Source organism: Desulforamulus ruminis DSM 2154, assembly GCF_000215085.1.
GTDB lineage: Bacteria > Bacillota > Desulfotomaculia > Desulfotomaculales > Desulfotomaculaceae > Desulfotomaculum > Desulfotomaculum ruminis.
The window spans coordinates 2550969-2565725 of record NC_015589.1 but is presented as its reverse complement, the minus strand read 5'-3'; the positions used below and the strand labels follow the sequence as shown (position 1 = coordinate 2565725).

The following is a 14757-nucleotide window of genomic DNA, read 5'->3' as shown; positions in this document are numbered from 1 at the left end:
CTCCTTCCGGTAAGTGGAGAACTTAAGGAAAATCAGATTCAAGGCCGGTTCTTTTCCCGGGTTAGGTTCGCGACCAGGTGATAGCGAGGTGCATACCTCATATCGGGAGGTGGTGTTGGACGGACCAGTCCAAACCGCAAGCAATCGGCAATCACCCGGGCGTCTAAGGCGTCCGTCTTGGCCATATCGGTGTAGATCTTTTTAAAGCCGTCCACGACCTTAGGGTTCATTACAAAGGTTTGGCCCCCATAGCGGAGAGTTGAGGATCGTCATGGAGAGCCAAGGACAGATGCCACCAGTAAAGGTTGGTGGCTTCCATGCCAATTTTAATACTATCGGCGGGGATAGTATTGGCGACATCAACCACTTTATCCACCAGTTTTTCGGCTCCGGGGAGGTCGTTGGAAACAGAGAAGCCACAGACATCATCCCCGGTATCATCAATGATTTTCACCACATTGGTGTCGGATCCGATGTCAATGCCGACAAACAGATTACGACCCATGTTATCAACACCTCCTTTCAGGTGAACTGAAAGAAACCAAAATGTTGGGGTATCCCTGGGAACCTGGCGTAACAGCAACCTTGCCGATGAGCACTCACCCAAAGAGATAGATGCGATGCTCCTTGCTGAAGGGAGAACCTCAATGGTCGTGCAGCCCGCGCGTAAGCGGTTGCCGCCAGGTCCGGGGAGCAGTCTAACAAAGCGCTTGAAAGTGCAGGAGGTGATGAACTGCCCCGTCATCGGTTCTACCGTGATTGTCCCAGGGGATAACCCAAAGGTCAATTACTTTTAATAAATTAAATTGACCAACTGGAATTTACCTGTTGGTCAATATCATACAAGGAGGTTATTCAATGAACAAGAAGGAATTGGTGAGCATGGTTGCTGAGAAAGCGAACTTAACCCAAAAGGATGCAGATAGAGCCGTATCGGCGGTGTTGAGTAGTGTTGAGAAAGCGCTGGCCAAGGGAGACAAGATTCAGTTGGTTGGTTTTGGAAGTTTTGAATCCAAAACCCGTAAGGCTCGAGAGGGCCGGAATCCCCAAACTGGGGAGACGATTTTCATTCCAGCCAACCGAGTTCCGGTCTTTAAGGCCGGGAAAACATTAAAAGAGGCTGTAGGACGGTTTTCTATATAAAATAGAATAAGAAGCTTATTGAGTCCTGCTTTTTAGTGGGACTTTTTATTTGTATAGATTTATGTGGAAGGGGATGGAGTAGTCTCTTTACTTATCCAGATCCCTGGAAACATTAAATTGCCAGGTATATCTAAGGGAAAGAGAAAGTAAAGGGGAGGAAGAAAAATATCAAATAACACCGAATTTGGAATTAAAAAAGTCACTGGGAAACGAATTTATCAACCCTCAGCCTATATAAAATTAGATTTATTGAACCGGAACATGGCTAAAAAGACGGATATTGCTATATAGGAACGTAGAGATCCCGCCAGAGGGATATTCCGGGAGAAATGATAGGGTTGTGTTACGAGAAAAATAGATACCGGTGGAGCTGAACTATGATCTTAAAACTATCCGTGCTATAGGTTTAAGTAATATTCACCATATCGTTCAAAAATAAATATATTACAGTATCTGTGGCAAGATTTATTTACTTTTAAAAATGAAAACACAAATATTAATTAAAATATTAAGATAGGGGTGAAAAGATGAAAAAACTTAGATTGATGAGATGCCATAATTACCATAGGGTGTAATAGATTGCAAAGGAATACATGAATGCATGAAATCTAAGGTCATTCTTAAATGAAAATAAAGGAGGGTTCGCTGTGATTATAAATGGTTTTTATGTGAAGGCCCATGGATAGATGAAGATGAAATTGTTGAGATAACAGACATTCCAAAGGATCTGGTTAATTTACTATTGCCCAGGAAACACTGTCTTTTTAGGTGGGTGTATAATGAGCAATAAAGAGAAAGAAAAGGAAAAAAGATTCCTGAAACCTATATAAAAACTTTGGAGCTTGCACCGGATCAATACCCGTCCGAGCAGCCAGAAGAAAGAATAGAACCGCCTGAGTACCGGATGTTAACATGTCAAGAACTCCTGTTGAGAAAGGAAATCAGCAGGCGTTCTTGACATGCTAACATTAACAAAATATGTATTTAGATTCATGATATACACATTTGCCGAACTATGCCACACCAGTTTTTGATGGGATAACAACATACTGTGAGGGCAGCTCAAGAAAAGGCAGTATTTATGCAGGTTTGAGGTGTTCTGGCAGCGATGCAGATGAAAGAAAGGCAAATATTAAGGGGACGGGGGTTTTCAACTGGAAATTTCCAGTGGCTCTAAACTCCCGTTATCTTAAGATTTCAGGTTCGTGGAGAACTTGGCAAGGAGGAGGCGGAAAATGGCATTTGTATCTTTGTGTAATCTGTGCGCTATGGCGGTACCGCAGCTTTGCCCTTGGATTGCCGGGGGGACCGGTCCGGACTGGAGTTTCATAAGAAGAACTCGGCCCAGTTCGAGATCATTGTGGTGACCGGTTGCCCCCGGTTCCGGCAGGGGCAGCTCCCGTCCCCGGGCGATTGTGGGGCAGGGACGGATGAAAGACGAGAGGATGGGATGATGAGGTGAAAAAGCATTCAAATGATCAGGATCCGTGAGGCATGGAGTAATTCAAGGCAAAGTTTGGGGAAAGCTGCTCCGGGTTGTATGCCCGGGGAGAAACTGTCGGAAATATTTCAGGCGCAGGGTCCCGGTATCCTCGGACTTCTGCGCCAATTGTCCGGTTTGATGTTGACAATCCAAAAGTAATTCTTTAATTTTGAATGCGTGGTTTAGTAGGATCACAATTAGGACTACTAATTTCAGAAACTAACGCAAGTTTTGTAAGATAGTAACATTCTTCTCTTAGCATGTGATCTGTGACGAGAGGAACCAATGTTGATAATGCCTGATTCGTAAGAATTAAATGTTGTAATTCTTGAAGGAAATTAGAAAATAAATTGATTTCGCACTCTGCTTCCAAATTTAAGCGCGATAAGGCTGGGAACTGGTCTAATCCCGTACGGAGATAACCGGCTATCTCAACAGACTTTTCGTAAAGTTTTTCAAATACTTTACTGAAGCCGGTGCTTCTTTTTATAAGTATTTGTTCCACTTCATCTAAACTGCTGGACAGGTAGAATGCGTGCCCCTTTGCATCCAGTAGCCAGAGAAGATGTAAATGAACCGGACTAAACGCAGGAGGTTGCTTATTTTCCATTATACATTCTAATATTTGTAGATAATTGTCTAGTTCGTTTACCATATGATTTATAAATGTTGGAGTAAGATGAATCTGAATTTCCTCCACGAGATGACGCCGAATAAGGCTGAGTTTGAAGTTTCTTAGTTCTTTAGTTTGATTATAAGCCTGTTGGTTTAAAGCATTTAACTGTGCGCCAGTAAGTGGTTGGCGCGCCTGGGCTAAAAGCTGATCAAAAATATTAATAAAATTTTGAGCTATGCGGATTGTTTGGACTTCACTGGGAGAAAGGGCATTAAAAATAAACCTTGAATGATCACCCATAATCTGTAACCAAAACCGTTGTTCAAATATTATTTGACTTTCCAAAGCATTATTATTCATTAAATTTCCTCCTATGGAAAATTATTCTTATAAAATATTCTTTTGTTTGTTTTGTTGTTACTGATTAGGGTTTTTTTATTAACTACTTAACCCGGAAGGATGCGGATAAATCTGTATCAGCGGTGTTGATCAGCGTTGAGGAAGCACGGGCCAAGGGAGACAAGATTTAATTGAGGCCCGGGAGGGCCGGAATCCCCAAACCGGCGAGACAATTCTCATTCTCGCCAGCCGGGTTCGGGTTTTTAAGGTCGGTAAAACATTAAAGGAGGCTGTAGCCAACTCTCTATATAGAAAATCTTTTTTTTCCGTCCATAAAAAGGCAGGACTTTTTTATTGATAGTGAGGGAAGAAGCGGAGGAATGCAAGTAGTATTACTGCTGTAATGCTGAGATTACATCCTGGGTGTTAATAACCCTAATCTGGTGAGAGATGAAAAATAAATAGTGAAGGGGTGTATTTTGTATATGTATTTTATGTCATCAGGAAACAGGTGATTATTTCCAAATGTGTCGTGGTTGTGCAGAGGAGATAGACTGACGGTATTAAATCTGGATGTTGAGTATAACTTAACCCACAAGGAGGACTTTTGTCTGCTTCTTTACCGTTAACTAGATCAAGACATTGAATATGGAGATAAAGCATGAAAAGAAGAATGGTATTATCCCATGGACCGCACCTAAGAATGTTTATTTGAAGGTCAGGTTTAAAGAATAATTCAGCATTATTTTCAGGAAAGGAAAATAAATGAAAATTAAATGTACTGAGTGCTGTTCAGATCTTAAGCTAAATATAGGATATACAGGAACTGATTGAGAAACCATGGCCGATGATAAAGCTGGTTACATTATAGTGAAATGTGCACTAGTATATAAGTTAAGACCCAACGGATAAACCGTTAGGTCATGTATTTAAGCATGATTTTCCGTGAAATTTTGAGAGAATTGAAAAGTTTCCTTAAGCTGCTCTTCTTCTGGTTTATATGGGCTGTACCAGTTCTTCCTTAGAGCTAACTCACTTACAGTTTGTTGTCCTTGTAACACTTGGGTAACATTACTGCTAAATAGGTTTTTTAACTCAGGGGTAGAAGATTCAAGGGCTGCATTGAGATACCCTTGGGCTGCTGCTTTGGCTCCAGCAAGCATATCATTTGCAATAATCTCATTAGATATGGATGGTCCGTCGCCGCTACCGCCCATAATTCCACTAAATAATGAAGGCATATTATTGTACCCCCTCTGTACGAAGAATGTTATTTTCAGCAATAAATTGCTGAAGACCTTTTACTCTTGCATCCATAGCTTCAATACTGCTTTCAGCAGTTCTTCTTAAGTCATTGTCAGTAATCAAAGGGAGAGTAGCTTTACCTTTTGCCATTGCGTTACTTTCCATCTGGAGCATTTCTCTTAGTGATAAGATTTCTGATGGTGTAAGTTGTCTCAATTTTTTACCTCCTAAAATTAGTATCAAGGCTATTCTTCCATAAACCAAAGTATTTATGATAATATTCGAGAACTTTTTATGGTAAAAGCAGAACTAAGTGAACATTCCAGTCAAAAAGTGAAGGAGGAAGTTGGATGGCAAATATAGATGGTAGTAATTTCAATAAATTTACAGTTATTAAGATACAGACAATAAACAATTCTTTTCTTGAATGATAACGGGAAAACACAAAATAACACCTATCTAGTTATAAATACAGATGAGCCTTACGCAGACCAAGTAATCGAGATATTAAAGTGTAACGGGCACTGGGGTTAGTGAAACAGCAAAAAGGACACAGATAGGTTCATTACATGGCATGTAATTACTGTCTATCAAGAAACCGGCCTTGCTCTGGAACGGCAATTTCATCAAAGTTGCGTACCAGTATATGTAAATGGCGTTTCAGGTCCTCACCTTTCATTGGTTGCCCGTGGCTTGGGATAACCAATGAGGGTTGCAAATCCATGAGACGTTTGACGGAAGATTCCGCTTTCTTCCAATCGGTAGTGAGGTATGAAGGAGGACCACTTATCTGCTCATTTTGAGTCAGCACAGACATTAGCGATTCCTGTTTTACTGTAGTGAAGGCATCAGCTGGAAGAAGAACACGATCCTTTTCACGGAACAGTGACACGTGTCCTTCAGTGTGACCGGGCGTATGTATCCATTTCCACCCAGGCATACCCGGTATAGTCCCGTCCGTCGGTAATGCAACTGCACGAAAACCCAAGTTGATGCTTGTGTGCGGAAAAGTCGGTGACATTTTTGCTACTAGTCCGTTACTTACTGTGGGGTCGGCCAGGGGATAATCCTTGTTGCCAGTTATATATGGTATTTCCAATTCATGGGCGTAGACCGAAACGTCCCACTCACTGGAAAGTTTCAACACTGACCCGACGTGATCGAAGTGTCCGTGCGTAAGAACGATTGCTTTGGGACGGCTGCCTTGACCGAAGCGTTTTTCTGCAGATTTTAAAATAAAATCAGCGGAATTTTCCAGTCCCGTGTCTACAAGAACCCAATCATTAACAGAATGACCAGGCGTTCCAATTAAAAAAGCGTTAACTATGGTAAATTGCAATACCTGTATATCCGGAGTAACTTCCTTCAAAGAGGTAGTTATTGCCGATAATCCTTCAATTATCTTATTACCCAAAACGAACCCTCCAATTATAGACTATCTAGTGAATATGATTATTATGTGCATATTAAATCCGTTTATTCAGACAAAGAAGATCCTACACGGTTTAGTATGGCATTTATTATATTACTATTATGGGCTTACAAATTTTTACCTGATTTACATTGAGGAAAAGTTTTAGAGCGAATTACAGCAAGCAGATTGCCTCCCGGATGGGCTTTGACCGTTTGGAACGGGCCTCCCACAGCGCGGGGAGATTTGGCGAGAGAATGAAGGAAACCGGATCAAGTTTAAAAGCTATGGGAATGACATCCGTCCGGATATGCAAAATGGTGCGGGGTTTATTGTTCCATTGTTCAATGGCGTAAAGCACCAGATGATTGCGGATGGTTCGGTAGGTGATGGCGGCTAAGTCCAGGGGGATCTGTTGTTCACCCATAGCCTTTTTAAAGGCGTGCATATTTTCCCGGTGCCAGGCAATGGTACGGCTTGCTCCGGTTCTTGGCCTTTTCGTTGGCATAAAAAAGTTTTTCCGCCTCCTCAAAAGTGGGAATGGATTCCTGCACCATTTGGGTTACGTTGTTGGCGGTCAAGGGCTCCAAATAATTGCTTCTTCGGTTCGACATTGGGGACACCTCCAAAAATCGTGATGTGCGCGGATGACCCCCCCTACGCGTCACGTCGCAAAATGTACGCGCGCGTACGACTGGACCAAAATACGACCAAAACAGGTCCCGAAGACAGCAAAAAGGACCTGCGGGTAAAAAGCCGCAAGCCCTTGATTTATAAGCATTTTGGTGTCGAAGGAGGGACTTGAACCCTCACGGTGTTACCCACACGCCCCTCAAACGTGCGCGTCTGCCGATTCCGCCACTTCGACATGTCATAATCGCAAGTGTTATTATAGCATGTCGAATGTTAAAAAGGCAAGGAATTTTCAATAAGATGCGTGGAACTTCTTAATAAAATTAGTATTCACTGTGATCATTATCACTGGAGCCTGGTGATGGGCAGCATACCTAATTCAGGTAAATTTTTGTATGCTTTATCTATAGAAAAGAGGGGAGGCGGATTGTATGTCTGTAAAGGATAACTGGATGAAATGGCGCAGGGAATTGATGGACAGTTGCGGACAGTGTGTGGGATTTAGGGCGAAAGGCTTGGAACTTCCGGCAGCGGGGGAAGGGCATGTATGCACCCCCAATGAAGCTTGCCCTAAGCATTGCCCCGGCTTTCAAATGAATTTTGATGAAATTGCGGAAGAATTGGCGGCTGTGGGAAAAAGGGAACCGGCTAGTGTTGTTAAGGAAGAAGTCCCGGCAAAAGAGGTTCAGGAAGATTTAATTGCCGCTTGCTGCTCCCACTGTGGACGGTCGGAAAACGATGGTTTTTTGATTCGTTGCAAGCATAAGGGCGAAACCCGGTGGGTCTGTACCAAATGCCTGCCCAGTCTTATTCACGGGTGAGAAACCCGGAGCGATTCCTGCTGCACCAGGTTTTGCCTTGGATAATTTAAAGCTGTTCTTCGGTAACTTCCTTCCCCATGGTGCGCAGGAGGTTGATCAAATCCCGGATGATGTGATGTTTATAAGCGTAAATGGCTGGAACCTCGTCACAATCCATAGCTGCGTTGGAAGCGGTTCCGATCATTATATGAAAGGTATCCGCTTTTTTTAAAAGAAAAGCCAGGCGGCTGGCACCATCCTTTTGGGTCCGGAGGTTTTTCAGGGGAGTATTGCTTTTTAGATGTTCCAGGGTTTGAACCAAAGTCACGGCGCCTTCCGTCACCAGGTCAATGCCAGGCAGCATCCCCACGGGAGGAACTTCATCGGAGATGGAAGAAAGGTCAATAAATACTTTTCGTCCCAGTACCCGGCCTACAATTTCACCGGTGGTTCCTCCGCAAACGACTTTGAGTCCTGGGGAGTCCATCAGTTTTCTAACAGCGAAGCGGTCCTTTTCTTTGCTGCCGGGGGGACCAATCATTAGCGTCATATGCACAGGACGGCGGACCTTAACCACCACAACGGTGACATCATCCCCGGGCTTTTCCCCGTAAAGGCCATTACATAACCCGGTAATTTCTTCCGCCCAATCCGAGGCGGATTTATTCACTTCAAAGGAATTCTCGATAAAGCTGCCGATTCTTTTCCAATCCCATTGGGTGTTCATATGTCCGCCGGTTCCGGCATTTAAAACCCCATCGGAAGTTAAAACCAGCCAATCCTGGTCATCCACTTCAAATTCATATTCCTTGACTTTTTTATTCTCCACTACCTTTTCCAGCCGCCGGGGGGAGAAAAGGGTACTCCGGTTGCCGATAAAAACCCCCGGGTTATCATATTCCACCAGATAAACTTTGCCGTCCAAACTCACTTTTAAGATGGAAAAGGTACTGTAGGCCGCATTAATTTGCTTATCCATGGGCAGGGTTTTGGCTACCGTATCAATAACCTCATGGATATGACCACCCAGCCTCAACATGGTTGCAGCCGTTTTGGTGGTAAGGCGGGAAAGGATATTGGCTTTTACGCCGCTTCCCAGACCGTCGGAGACCACCACCAAATGACAGTCGTCCAGGCGGACCACTTCCACACTGTCACCGCAAAGTTCTTCGCCATGCTTTTTAAGTTGAGCCACTCCAATATCCAGACAGATTTTCATAAGCGGAACTCCTTTATGCGGGGTTAAGAGGTTTCCTGACGCATCAGCTTAATCAGCTTGCTGAGTTGAACCTTTGTTTCTGCCGTGGCTTCACCCAGTAGACCGGCAATTTCCTGGGCCACCATCATTTGTTTTTCTATCACTTCCTGGGCTTGTTGGATGGTCTGGCTTTTAATTAAATCATACTGCTCCTGCTGTCGTTTATCTACCGTGACATCAATAAAAATTCCTACCACCACATCGGTTTTTTTAACAGGAAAAATAATTTCTTTGGTAACAATGCCCAGTTCCGGATAACTGCCGGTGAGGTTCAGCATTTCACCGCTTTGAATCACTTTTAAAAAATTGCTGGCCGGCAGGACGGCTAAAATTCTTTGGCCTACCACCGAAGAAGCGGAACAGTTAAACAGTTTTTCCGCTGCCGGGTTGATCTCTATAATATCAAGGTTTTTGTTGATAACAATAATTCCGTTGGGCATGGCCGCCATAACCAGATTGGAAACTGATTCCGCCCGCTTACGCATATAAGGGATGCACATTTCTAACTCCGCCTTCCCCTGGAATACGGCCACAGCCTTATCCCGGCAGGAGTTGTAGCCGCAGTTGCCGCAGTTGAACTCCTGGGCCGGAGTCACTTTGCCTGTTTTGGCTAAGATGGCTTTAATTTCTTCTTCCGTGGGAAGAGGAAGGTTAATTTTCCGGTTTTTAAAACTACGGCTTAAATTCAGGTTGAGGGGCTTTGGCTCATTGCACTCAGCGCCATAAGCACTATAGTATTCAAGCAGCCTGCGCTGGCGCATAAAAAGGCTTTCCTCGCGGCAAAGGGAGAGCGGGCCGTTGACACAGCCGCCTTTACAGGCCCATAGCTCCATTAATTTTGGCGGATTGGTAATTTCATTTTTAGAAAGATGTTGGATAAATTCAAGGCAAGAGTCCAAACCGGACATGGTAATAAAGCTTTCTCCCGCTTCCCGGAGTTCTTGGGCCACAGTCCAAACCATTCCTCCCTCTACCGGATAAATCCTGCCTTGGCAGGGGGAGAAGTCATCAAAATCCGAAGTAGACAACCGGTCAACCGCGATTTTCTTCTCTTCAACCATTTCCCAGAGTTCATTAAAACCAAGGAAGTAATCCACCACGTTCTGCTGGTCAAGGAGCCGGGCTTCGTCCCTTTTGGCTGCACAGGGACCGATATAGACCACCGTAGCCTCCGGATCATGGGATTTTATCACCAGACCGTGGGCAATCATAGGGGAGACAATGGGCGCCAGCAAGGGTATTAATTCCGGATAGTGGAGTTCAATTAAATTGACAATCACAGGGCAATAACTGACTAGCATGGGTTTACGAAACCCCAAGGCAAGGTATTTCTCGGTCACCAGGCCGGCTCCGGTGGAGGTTTCCTGCACCTTGGCGAACCCGAGTTCTTTTAACAAAGCGGGTAAGATACGGGGGTCCTTTAAGGGAAGGGCGCTCACAAAGGAAGCGGCGACCATGGCTGTAACCGGTTTTCCTTCCGCAAGCAATTTTTTTACCTGCTTGAGATCGGATACCGGTTTTTTTGCCTCCTGAGGACAGGCTAAAATGCACTGCCCGCAATGGACGCAGAGTTCATCCATGACTTGAGCGTGAAGCTTCCCTTTATCACTGGAATTGATGCGAATGGCCTTAAGATTGCAAATCCTAACGCAGCGGTAGCAGTCCCGGCATTTGGCCCCGGTATAAATTAAACCCATGGTTTAACCCCATTTCCACCGTAATTATTTATAAATAGAATTTATTTTTTCAATTTTGAAAATTAATTTTCTTTTTATTTACCTTTTTTAATTATAACAAATATCTGTTGCCAGTGAATCTTCAAAATGATAAGATCAAGATACAAGGTAAACGATATTGTTATATTTAGTTTACCTCATAAAAATGTACTGATTTAATTACTGGGGGAGTGTTTATGAACAGGAGGATAATCGGCATTTTGTTGATTGGCCTGTTGGCCGGCGCTTCTTACTGGGGCTATACAAGGTATAGGGATCCCGGGGAAGACAAGCTGACGGCTACGGGAACCATTGAAGCCACCAAAGTGGAGCTGAGCGCCAAGGTTTCCGGCACACTGGAGAATTTGACCATCACTTCGGGGGATGCAGTAAAAAAGGGACAACTGGTGGGTTTGATTGTACGGAATGATCTGGTGGCTCAAAAAGAACGGGACGCCCTTGGGGTTTTAAAGGCTCAGGCCCAGCTTGAGGACCTTTCCTCCGGTGCCAGAGCCCAGGAAATAAAAGAAGCTGCTGCTAATGTGAACATTGCCCAGGCCAATTATGAAAAGGCGGTTTCTGATTTTGAGAGATACCGGGAACTTTTTCAAGAAGGGGCTTTACCCGAGGCTGAGTATGAAAAAATGGCCACTGATCTGGAGGTAAAACAGAACCAGTTGGATTCCGCCCAGGCCAAGTTAAGCCTGCTGGAGGAGGGAAATCGTCCTCAGGCTGTCAAAGCCGCGGAAGCGGAACTTGAGCGCTCCGGGGCAGTGTTGAAAGCTTCGGAAGCCATGCTGGAAGATACCAAAATTTTTTCTCCCATTAACGGAACGGTTTTAAGCAAGAACCGTGAGCCGGGGGAATTTCTGCAGATGGGTGCCTCGGTGGCCACAGTGACGGACTTAAGCGATATGTGGATTAAAGTCTATATTGCCACCGACGACCTGCCGAAGATCAAGCTGGGCCAAAAGGTTTCTTTTACCGTTAGCGGAAGCGAGATAAAACACCAAGGCCTTATTGATGAAATTGCTTCCCAAGGGGAATTTACGCCAAAATCCATTCAGACCAAACAGGAACGGGCCAATATCGTATACCGGGTTAAGATTCGCATCGATAATGCCGGTGGAACGCTCAAACCGGGTATGCCTGCCGATGTGGTCTTTGATTAAGGTGAATAAAAATGATTAAAATAGAAAATGTATCCAAAAGTTTTGCAAACCAAAAGGCGGTTGACAACATCTTCCTGGAAATTAAACAAGGAGAAATATTTGGCCTGGTTGGACCCGATGGTGCAGGGAAAACGACTCTGCTAAGGATGGTCTGCGGTCTGATTAAACCGGATAGTGGAACGATACAATTTTCCGGCGGTTCTCCGGGGCGGCAGGAAAAAGGGGAAACCTTTGGCTACATGCCGCAAAAATTTAGTTTGTATGGAGATCTGACGGTGATGGAAAACATCCAGTTTTTTGGGGCCATGTATCAATTGGACCGTGCAACCATCCGACAGAGAGCGGATGAAATTCTGACCATTGCCAACCTGATCCGTTTTAAGGACCGGTTTGCCGATCATCTTTCCGGGGGAATGAAGCAGAAACTGGCCTTAACCTGCGCTTTGATTTCCCGTCCTGAAATTTTGGTGCTGGATGAACCCACTTTCGGGGTAGATCCCGAGTCCCGCAAAGAGTTCTGGCTGATCCTTTACCGGCTCAATAAAGAAGGAATGACCATCCTGGTTTCCACGCCTTATATGGATGAGGCTGAACTCTGTACAAAGATTGGTTTTATCGACCGGGGCAAGGTGGTAGCCCTTGACACGCCGGGAAACCTGAAGCGGGGTTTTGCCTATCACATACTGGAAGTCAAGGTGGCTGCCAGGGATCCTCACCTATTTGACGGACTGGACGAAGTCTTGGACGCCAGCTTTTTCGGGGATAAATATCATGTGGTGGTGAAGAATGGGACCGCCGCTCCGGAGGTTCTTAGCCGATTTTTGCTGCAAAAGGAAATTAACATCCTTTCCCTAAAAAGCGTTTCCGCCTCAATGGAGGATGTTTTTGTATCCCTGGCTGAAAAAGAGGTGGTTTAATGGAATACGTAGTAACAACCCGCGACTTAACCAAGACCTTCGGCAAGTTTACCGCGGTGGACAAACTGACTATGCAGATTAAAGCCGGGGAGATTTACGGCTTCCTGGGACCCAATGGTGCCGGTAAATCCACCACCATTCGCATGCTGTGCGGCATTTTAGAACCCACTTCCGGTTTCGGTCAGGTTATGGGCTACGATCTGGCCAAAGAGGCTGAAAAAATTAAAACCCGGATTGGGTACATGTCCCAAAAATTCAGTTTATATGATGACTTAACGGTGTATGAGAATCTGTATTTTTACGCCGGCCTTTACAGCCTGCCGGTCGATGACCGCAGGAAAAGAATCGACGAGATGATTGAAATGGCTCGTCTGAAGGGACGGGAAAAAGAACTGGCGGCCCATCTGAGCGGGGGATGGAAGCAGCGTTTGGCCTTAGGCTGCGCCATCCTATCCAAACCGGACATTTTGTTTTTGGATGAACCTACCAGCGGCATCAGTCCTACCAGCCGGAAAATGTTTTTTAACATCATCCAGGAATTGGCCAACCACGGAACCACCATTATGGTCACTACGCATTTTATGGATGAGGCCGAACGGTGCAGTAATATTGCCTTCATATCCGATGGACGTTTGATTGCCAACGATACACCGGATCATTTAAAAAGGAATGTGATCCAAGGAGCTCTGGTGGAACTTGAATTGAGTAACCCCATGGAGCGGCTGCCGGCCATTGAAGCCATTCCTTATGTCAAGGAATGCTCTATCCATGGTTCGCTGCTTCATGTTTTACTGGAAGAAGACCGGAATGTAGCGGAAATTGAAAGCTTTGTAGGGAGCAGGGCCAATCCTATTACCCCATCTCTGGAGGATGTGTTTATTACCTTGGCCCGGCAAAGGAGGAAAGAGATCTCCCATGAGTAGAATTTTATCCATTTTATACAAGGAATTTTTGCAGATGAAAAGAGACCGGTTGACCATTGGCCTTATTTTTATGCTGCCGCTGGTTCAACTGCTTTTATTTGGCTTTGCCATTCAAACCGAGGTAAAACATGTATCCACCGTTGTTTTCGACCAGTCCCTTTCCCCGGAAAGCAGGGATTTGTTGGACGCCTTTGTGGCTTCCGGTTACTTTGATATAACCGCTGCGGCCGGAAGCTATAACGAGGTGACACGGATGATTGACAGCGGCAAAGCCAAGGTGGGAATCATTTTCCCCCCGGACTTTTCCCGTAATCTGGCCAGGGGGGATACCGCCACGGTGCAGGTTCTGGCGGACGCCACCGACAGCATGGTTTCCTCCACGGCGGTGGCCACCGCCAATTCCATCGGTTTATTGAAATCCCAAAATATCATTGCCCAAAGGGCCGGTGGCATGAACATCCCTTATGATATTCGGGTGCGGCCCTGGTACAATCCCGACGGCATCACCGCCTATTACATGGTGCCTGCCATTCTGGGCATTATTGTCACCATGACCATGGTCATGATGACTTCCATGGGCATTGTACGGGAGCGGGAGAAGGGAACTCTGGAGCAGTTGATGGTAACGCCTATCCGCTCCTATGAACTGATGATCGGCAAAATCATTCCTTATATTGCCCTGGGGTATCTGCAAATTACCGTAGCCCTGCTGGTGGGACGCATCATCTTTCAGGTGCCCATCCGGGGCAGCCTGCTGCAGCTGTATATCCTGACCCTGTTTTTTATCACGGCTTCCCTGGGTCTGGGCATACTGATTTCCAACATCGCCAAAACCCAGATGCAGGCCTTTCAAATGTCCTTTTTTGTCCTGCTGCCCAGCATTTTACTTTCCGGTTTTATGTTTCCCAGGGAAGCTATGCCGGAGATCATTCAATATCTTGGCAATTTAATTCCCCTGACCTTTTATCTGACCATTATCCGGGGCATTGTATTAAAAGGCATCGGCATTCAATATTTAATCCCCCAGGTAATGGCTTTATTAACCTTCTCGGTTGTTTTGATTACTATTAGTATCCTTAAATTTAAAAAGAAAATTGCTTAA

General features: G+C 45.0%; 18 protein-coding genes, 1 tRNA gene and 1 pseudogene. 9 read left to right on the top strand and 11 right to left on the bottom strand.

Annotation, left to right across the window (positions count from 1 at the left end; genetic code table 11):
• Window positions 1–38: 38 nt before the first annotated feature.
• Window positions 39–230 carry an IS110 family transposase gene (locus tag DESRU_RS21505; protein WP_207635948.1) on the bottom strand — a complete coding sequence of 64 codons (192 nt, stop codon included), beginning with the start codon at window positions 228–230 and terminating at the stop codon, window positions 39–41.
• On the bottom strand, window positions 230–505 hold the full coding sequence (locus DESRU_RS21500; protein WP_207635947.1) for an IS110 family transposase: 276 nt from the start codon (window positions 503–505) through the stop codon (window positions 230–232). The genes DESRU_RS21505 and DESRU_RS21500 overlap by 1 nt, the downstream gene beginning before the upstream one ends.
• Window positions 506–858: 353 nt before the next feature.
• On the opposite strand from DESRU_RS21500, the gene DESRU_RS12785 reads away from it, so the two are divergent.
• Window positions 859–1143 (top strand): HU family DNA-binding protein, encoded by a 285-nt coding sequence (locus DESRU_RS12785; RefSeq protein WP_013842504.1) that lies wholly within the window; start codon window positions 859–861, stop codon window positions 1141–1143.
• Window positions 1144–2404: 1261 nt separating this feature from the next.
• Window positions 2405–2605, top strand: coding sequence for a hypothetical protein (locus tag DESRU_RS12780; protein WP_041275416.1), 201 nt, complete (start codon window positions 2405–2407; stop codon window positions 2603–2605).
• A 184-nt stretch (window positions 2606–2789) separates the two neighbouring features.
• On the opposite strand, the gene DESRU_RS12775 is transcribed toward DESRU_RS12780, so the two are convergent.
• Window positions 2790–3602 carry a DUF2935 domain-containing protein gene (locus DESRU_RS12775; protein WP_013842503.1) on the bottom strand — a complete coding sequence of 271 codons (813 nt, stop codon included), beginning with the start codon at window positions 3600–3602 and terminating at the stop codon, window positions 2790–2792.
• 77 nt (window positions 3603–3679) lie between these two features.
• On the opposite strand from DESRU_RS12775, the pseudogene DESRU_RS21300 reads away from it, so the two are divergent.
• A pseudogene (locus DESRU_RS21300) lies at window positions 3680–3939 on the top strand (HU family DNA-binding protein).
• A 571-nt stretch (window positions 3940–4510) separates the two neighbouring features.
• Here the strand turns inward: DESRU_RS21300 and DESRU_RS12770 are convergent.
• From DESRU_RS12770 to DESRU_RS12750, 5 genes are all read right to left on the bottom strand, one after another.
• Window positions 4511–4822 (bottom strand): spore coat protein, encoded by a 312-nt coding sequence (locus DESRU_RS12770; RefSeq protein WP_013842502.1) that lies wholly within the window; start codon window positions 4820–4822, stop codon window positions 4511–4513.
• A 1-nt stretch (window position 4823) separates the two neighbouring features.
• Complete coding sequence (locus DESRU_RS12765; RefSeq protein ID WP_013842501.1) at window positions 4824–5042, bottom strand: hypothetical protein; 219 nt, start codon at window positions 5040–5042, stop codon at window positions 4824–4826.
• Window positions 5043–5406: 364 nt separating this feature from the next.
• Window positions 5407–6240: an MBL fold metallo-hydrolase gene (locus DESRU_RS12760; protein ID WP_013842500.1), complete on the bottom strand. Its 834-nt coding sequence runs from the start codon at window positions 6238–6240 to the stop codon at window positions 5407–5409.
• Between the two features lie 172 nt (window positions 6241–6412).
• Complete coding sequence (locus DESRU_RS12755) at window positions 6413–6685, bottom strand: hypothetical protein (protein ID WP_041275415.1); 273 nt, start codon at window positions 6683–6685, stop codon at window positions 6413–6415.
• On the bottom strand, window positions 6672–6851 hold the full coding sequence (locus DESRU_RS12750) for a hypothetical protein (protein ID WP_041275414.1): 180 nt from the start codon (window positions 6849–6851) through the stop codon (window positions 6672–6674). Before DESRU_RS12750 ends, DESRU_RS12755 begins: the two co-directional genes overlap by 14 nt.
• A gap of 62 nt (window positions 6852–6913) precedes the next feature.
• Here DESRU_RS12750 and DESRU_RS21495 point away from each other — a divergent pair, with 62 nt between their 5' ends.
• Window positions 6914–7042, top strand: coding sequence for a hypothetical protein (locus DESRU_RS21495; protein WP_274376989.1), 129 nt, complete (start codon window positions 6914–6916; stop codon window positions 7040–7042).
• On the opposite strand, the gene DESRU_RS12745 is transcribed toward DESRU_RS21495, so the two are convergent.
• Window positions 7021–7105 (bottom strand) — tRNA-Leu (locus DESRU_RS12745). The genes DESRU_RS21495 and DESRU_RS12745 overlap by 22 nt on opposite strands.
• 196 nt (window positions 7106–7301) lie before the next feature.
• Between DESRU_RS12745 and DESRU_RS19915 the strand changes: the two genes are divergently transcribed.
• A complete protein-coding gene (locus DESRU_RS19915) occupies window positions 7302–7691 on the top strand; it encodes a hypothetical protein (RefSeq protein ID WP_013842498.1) in 390 nt (129 codons plus the stop codon).
• A 46-nt stretch (window positions 7692–7737) separates the two neighbouring features.
• On the opposite strand, the gene DESRU_RS12735 is transcribed toward DESRU_RS19915, so the two are convergent.
• A complete protein-coding gene (locus DESRU_RS12735; protein WP_013842497.1) occupies window positions 7738–8889 on the bottom strand; it encodes a SpoIIE family protein phosphatase in 1152 nt (383 codons plus the stop codon).
• Between the two features lie 23 nt (window positions 8890–8912).
• Window positions 8913–10625 (bottom strand): [Fe-Fe] hydrogenase large subunit C-terminal domain-containing protein, encoded by a 1713-nt coding sequence (locus DESRU_RS12730; RefSeq protein ID WP_013842496.1) that lies wholly within the window; start codon window positions 10623–10625, stop codon window positions 8913–8915.
• 215 nt (window positions 10626–10840) lie between these two features.
• Between DESRU_RS12730 and DESRU_RS12725 the strand changes: the two genes are divergently transcribed.
• The 4 genes from DESRU_RS12725 to DESRU_RS12710 are packed head-to-tail and all read left to right on the top strand — an operon-like array spanning window position 10841 to window position 14757.
• Window positions 10841–11815 (top strand): HlyD family secretion protein, encoded by a 975-nt coding sequence (locus tag DESRU_RS12725; protein ID WP_013842495.1) that lies wholly within the window; start codon window positions 10841–10843, stop codon window positions 11813–11815.
• A gap of 11 nt (window positions 11816–11826) precedes the next feature.
• Window positions 11827–12732 carry an ABC transporter ATP-binding protein gene (locus DESRU_RS12720; RefSeq protein WP_013842494.1) on the top strand — a complete coding sequence of 302 codons (906 nt, stop codon included), beginning with the start codon at window positions 11827–11829 and terminating at the stop codon, window positions 12730–12732.
• Window positions 12732–13655, top strand: coding sequence for an ABC transporter ATP-binding protein (locus DESRU_RS12715; protein ID WP_013842493.1), 924 nt, complete (start codon window positions 12732–12734; stop codon window positions 13653–13655). Before DESRU_RS12720 ends, DESRU_RS12715 begins: the two co-directional genes overlap by 1 nt.
• The gene (locus DESRU_RS12710) at window positions 13648–14757 is read left to right on the top strand and encodes an ABC transporter permease (RefSeq protein ID WP_013842492.1); all 1110 of its coding nucleotides are present in this window, start codon (window positions 13648–13650) and stop codon (window positions 14755–14757) included. Before DESRU_RS12715 ends, DESRU_RS12710 begins: the two co-directional genes overlap by 8 nt.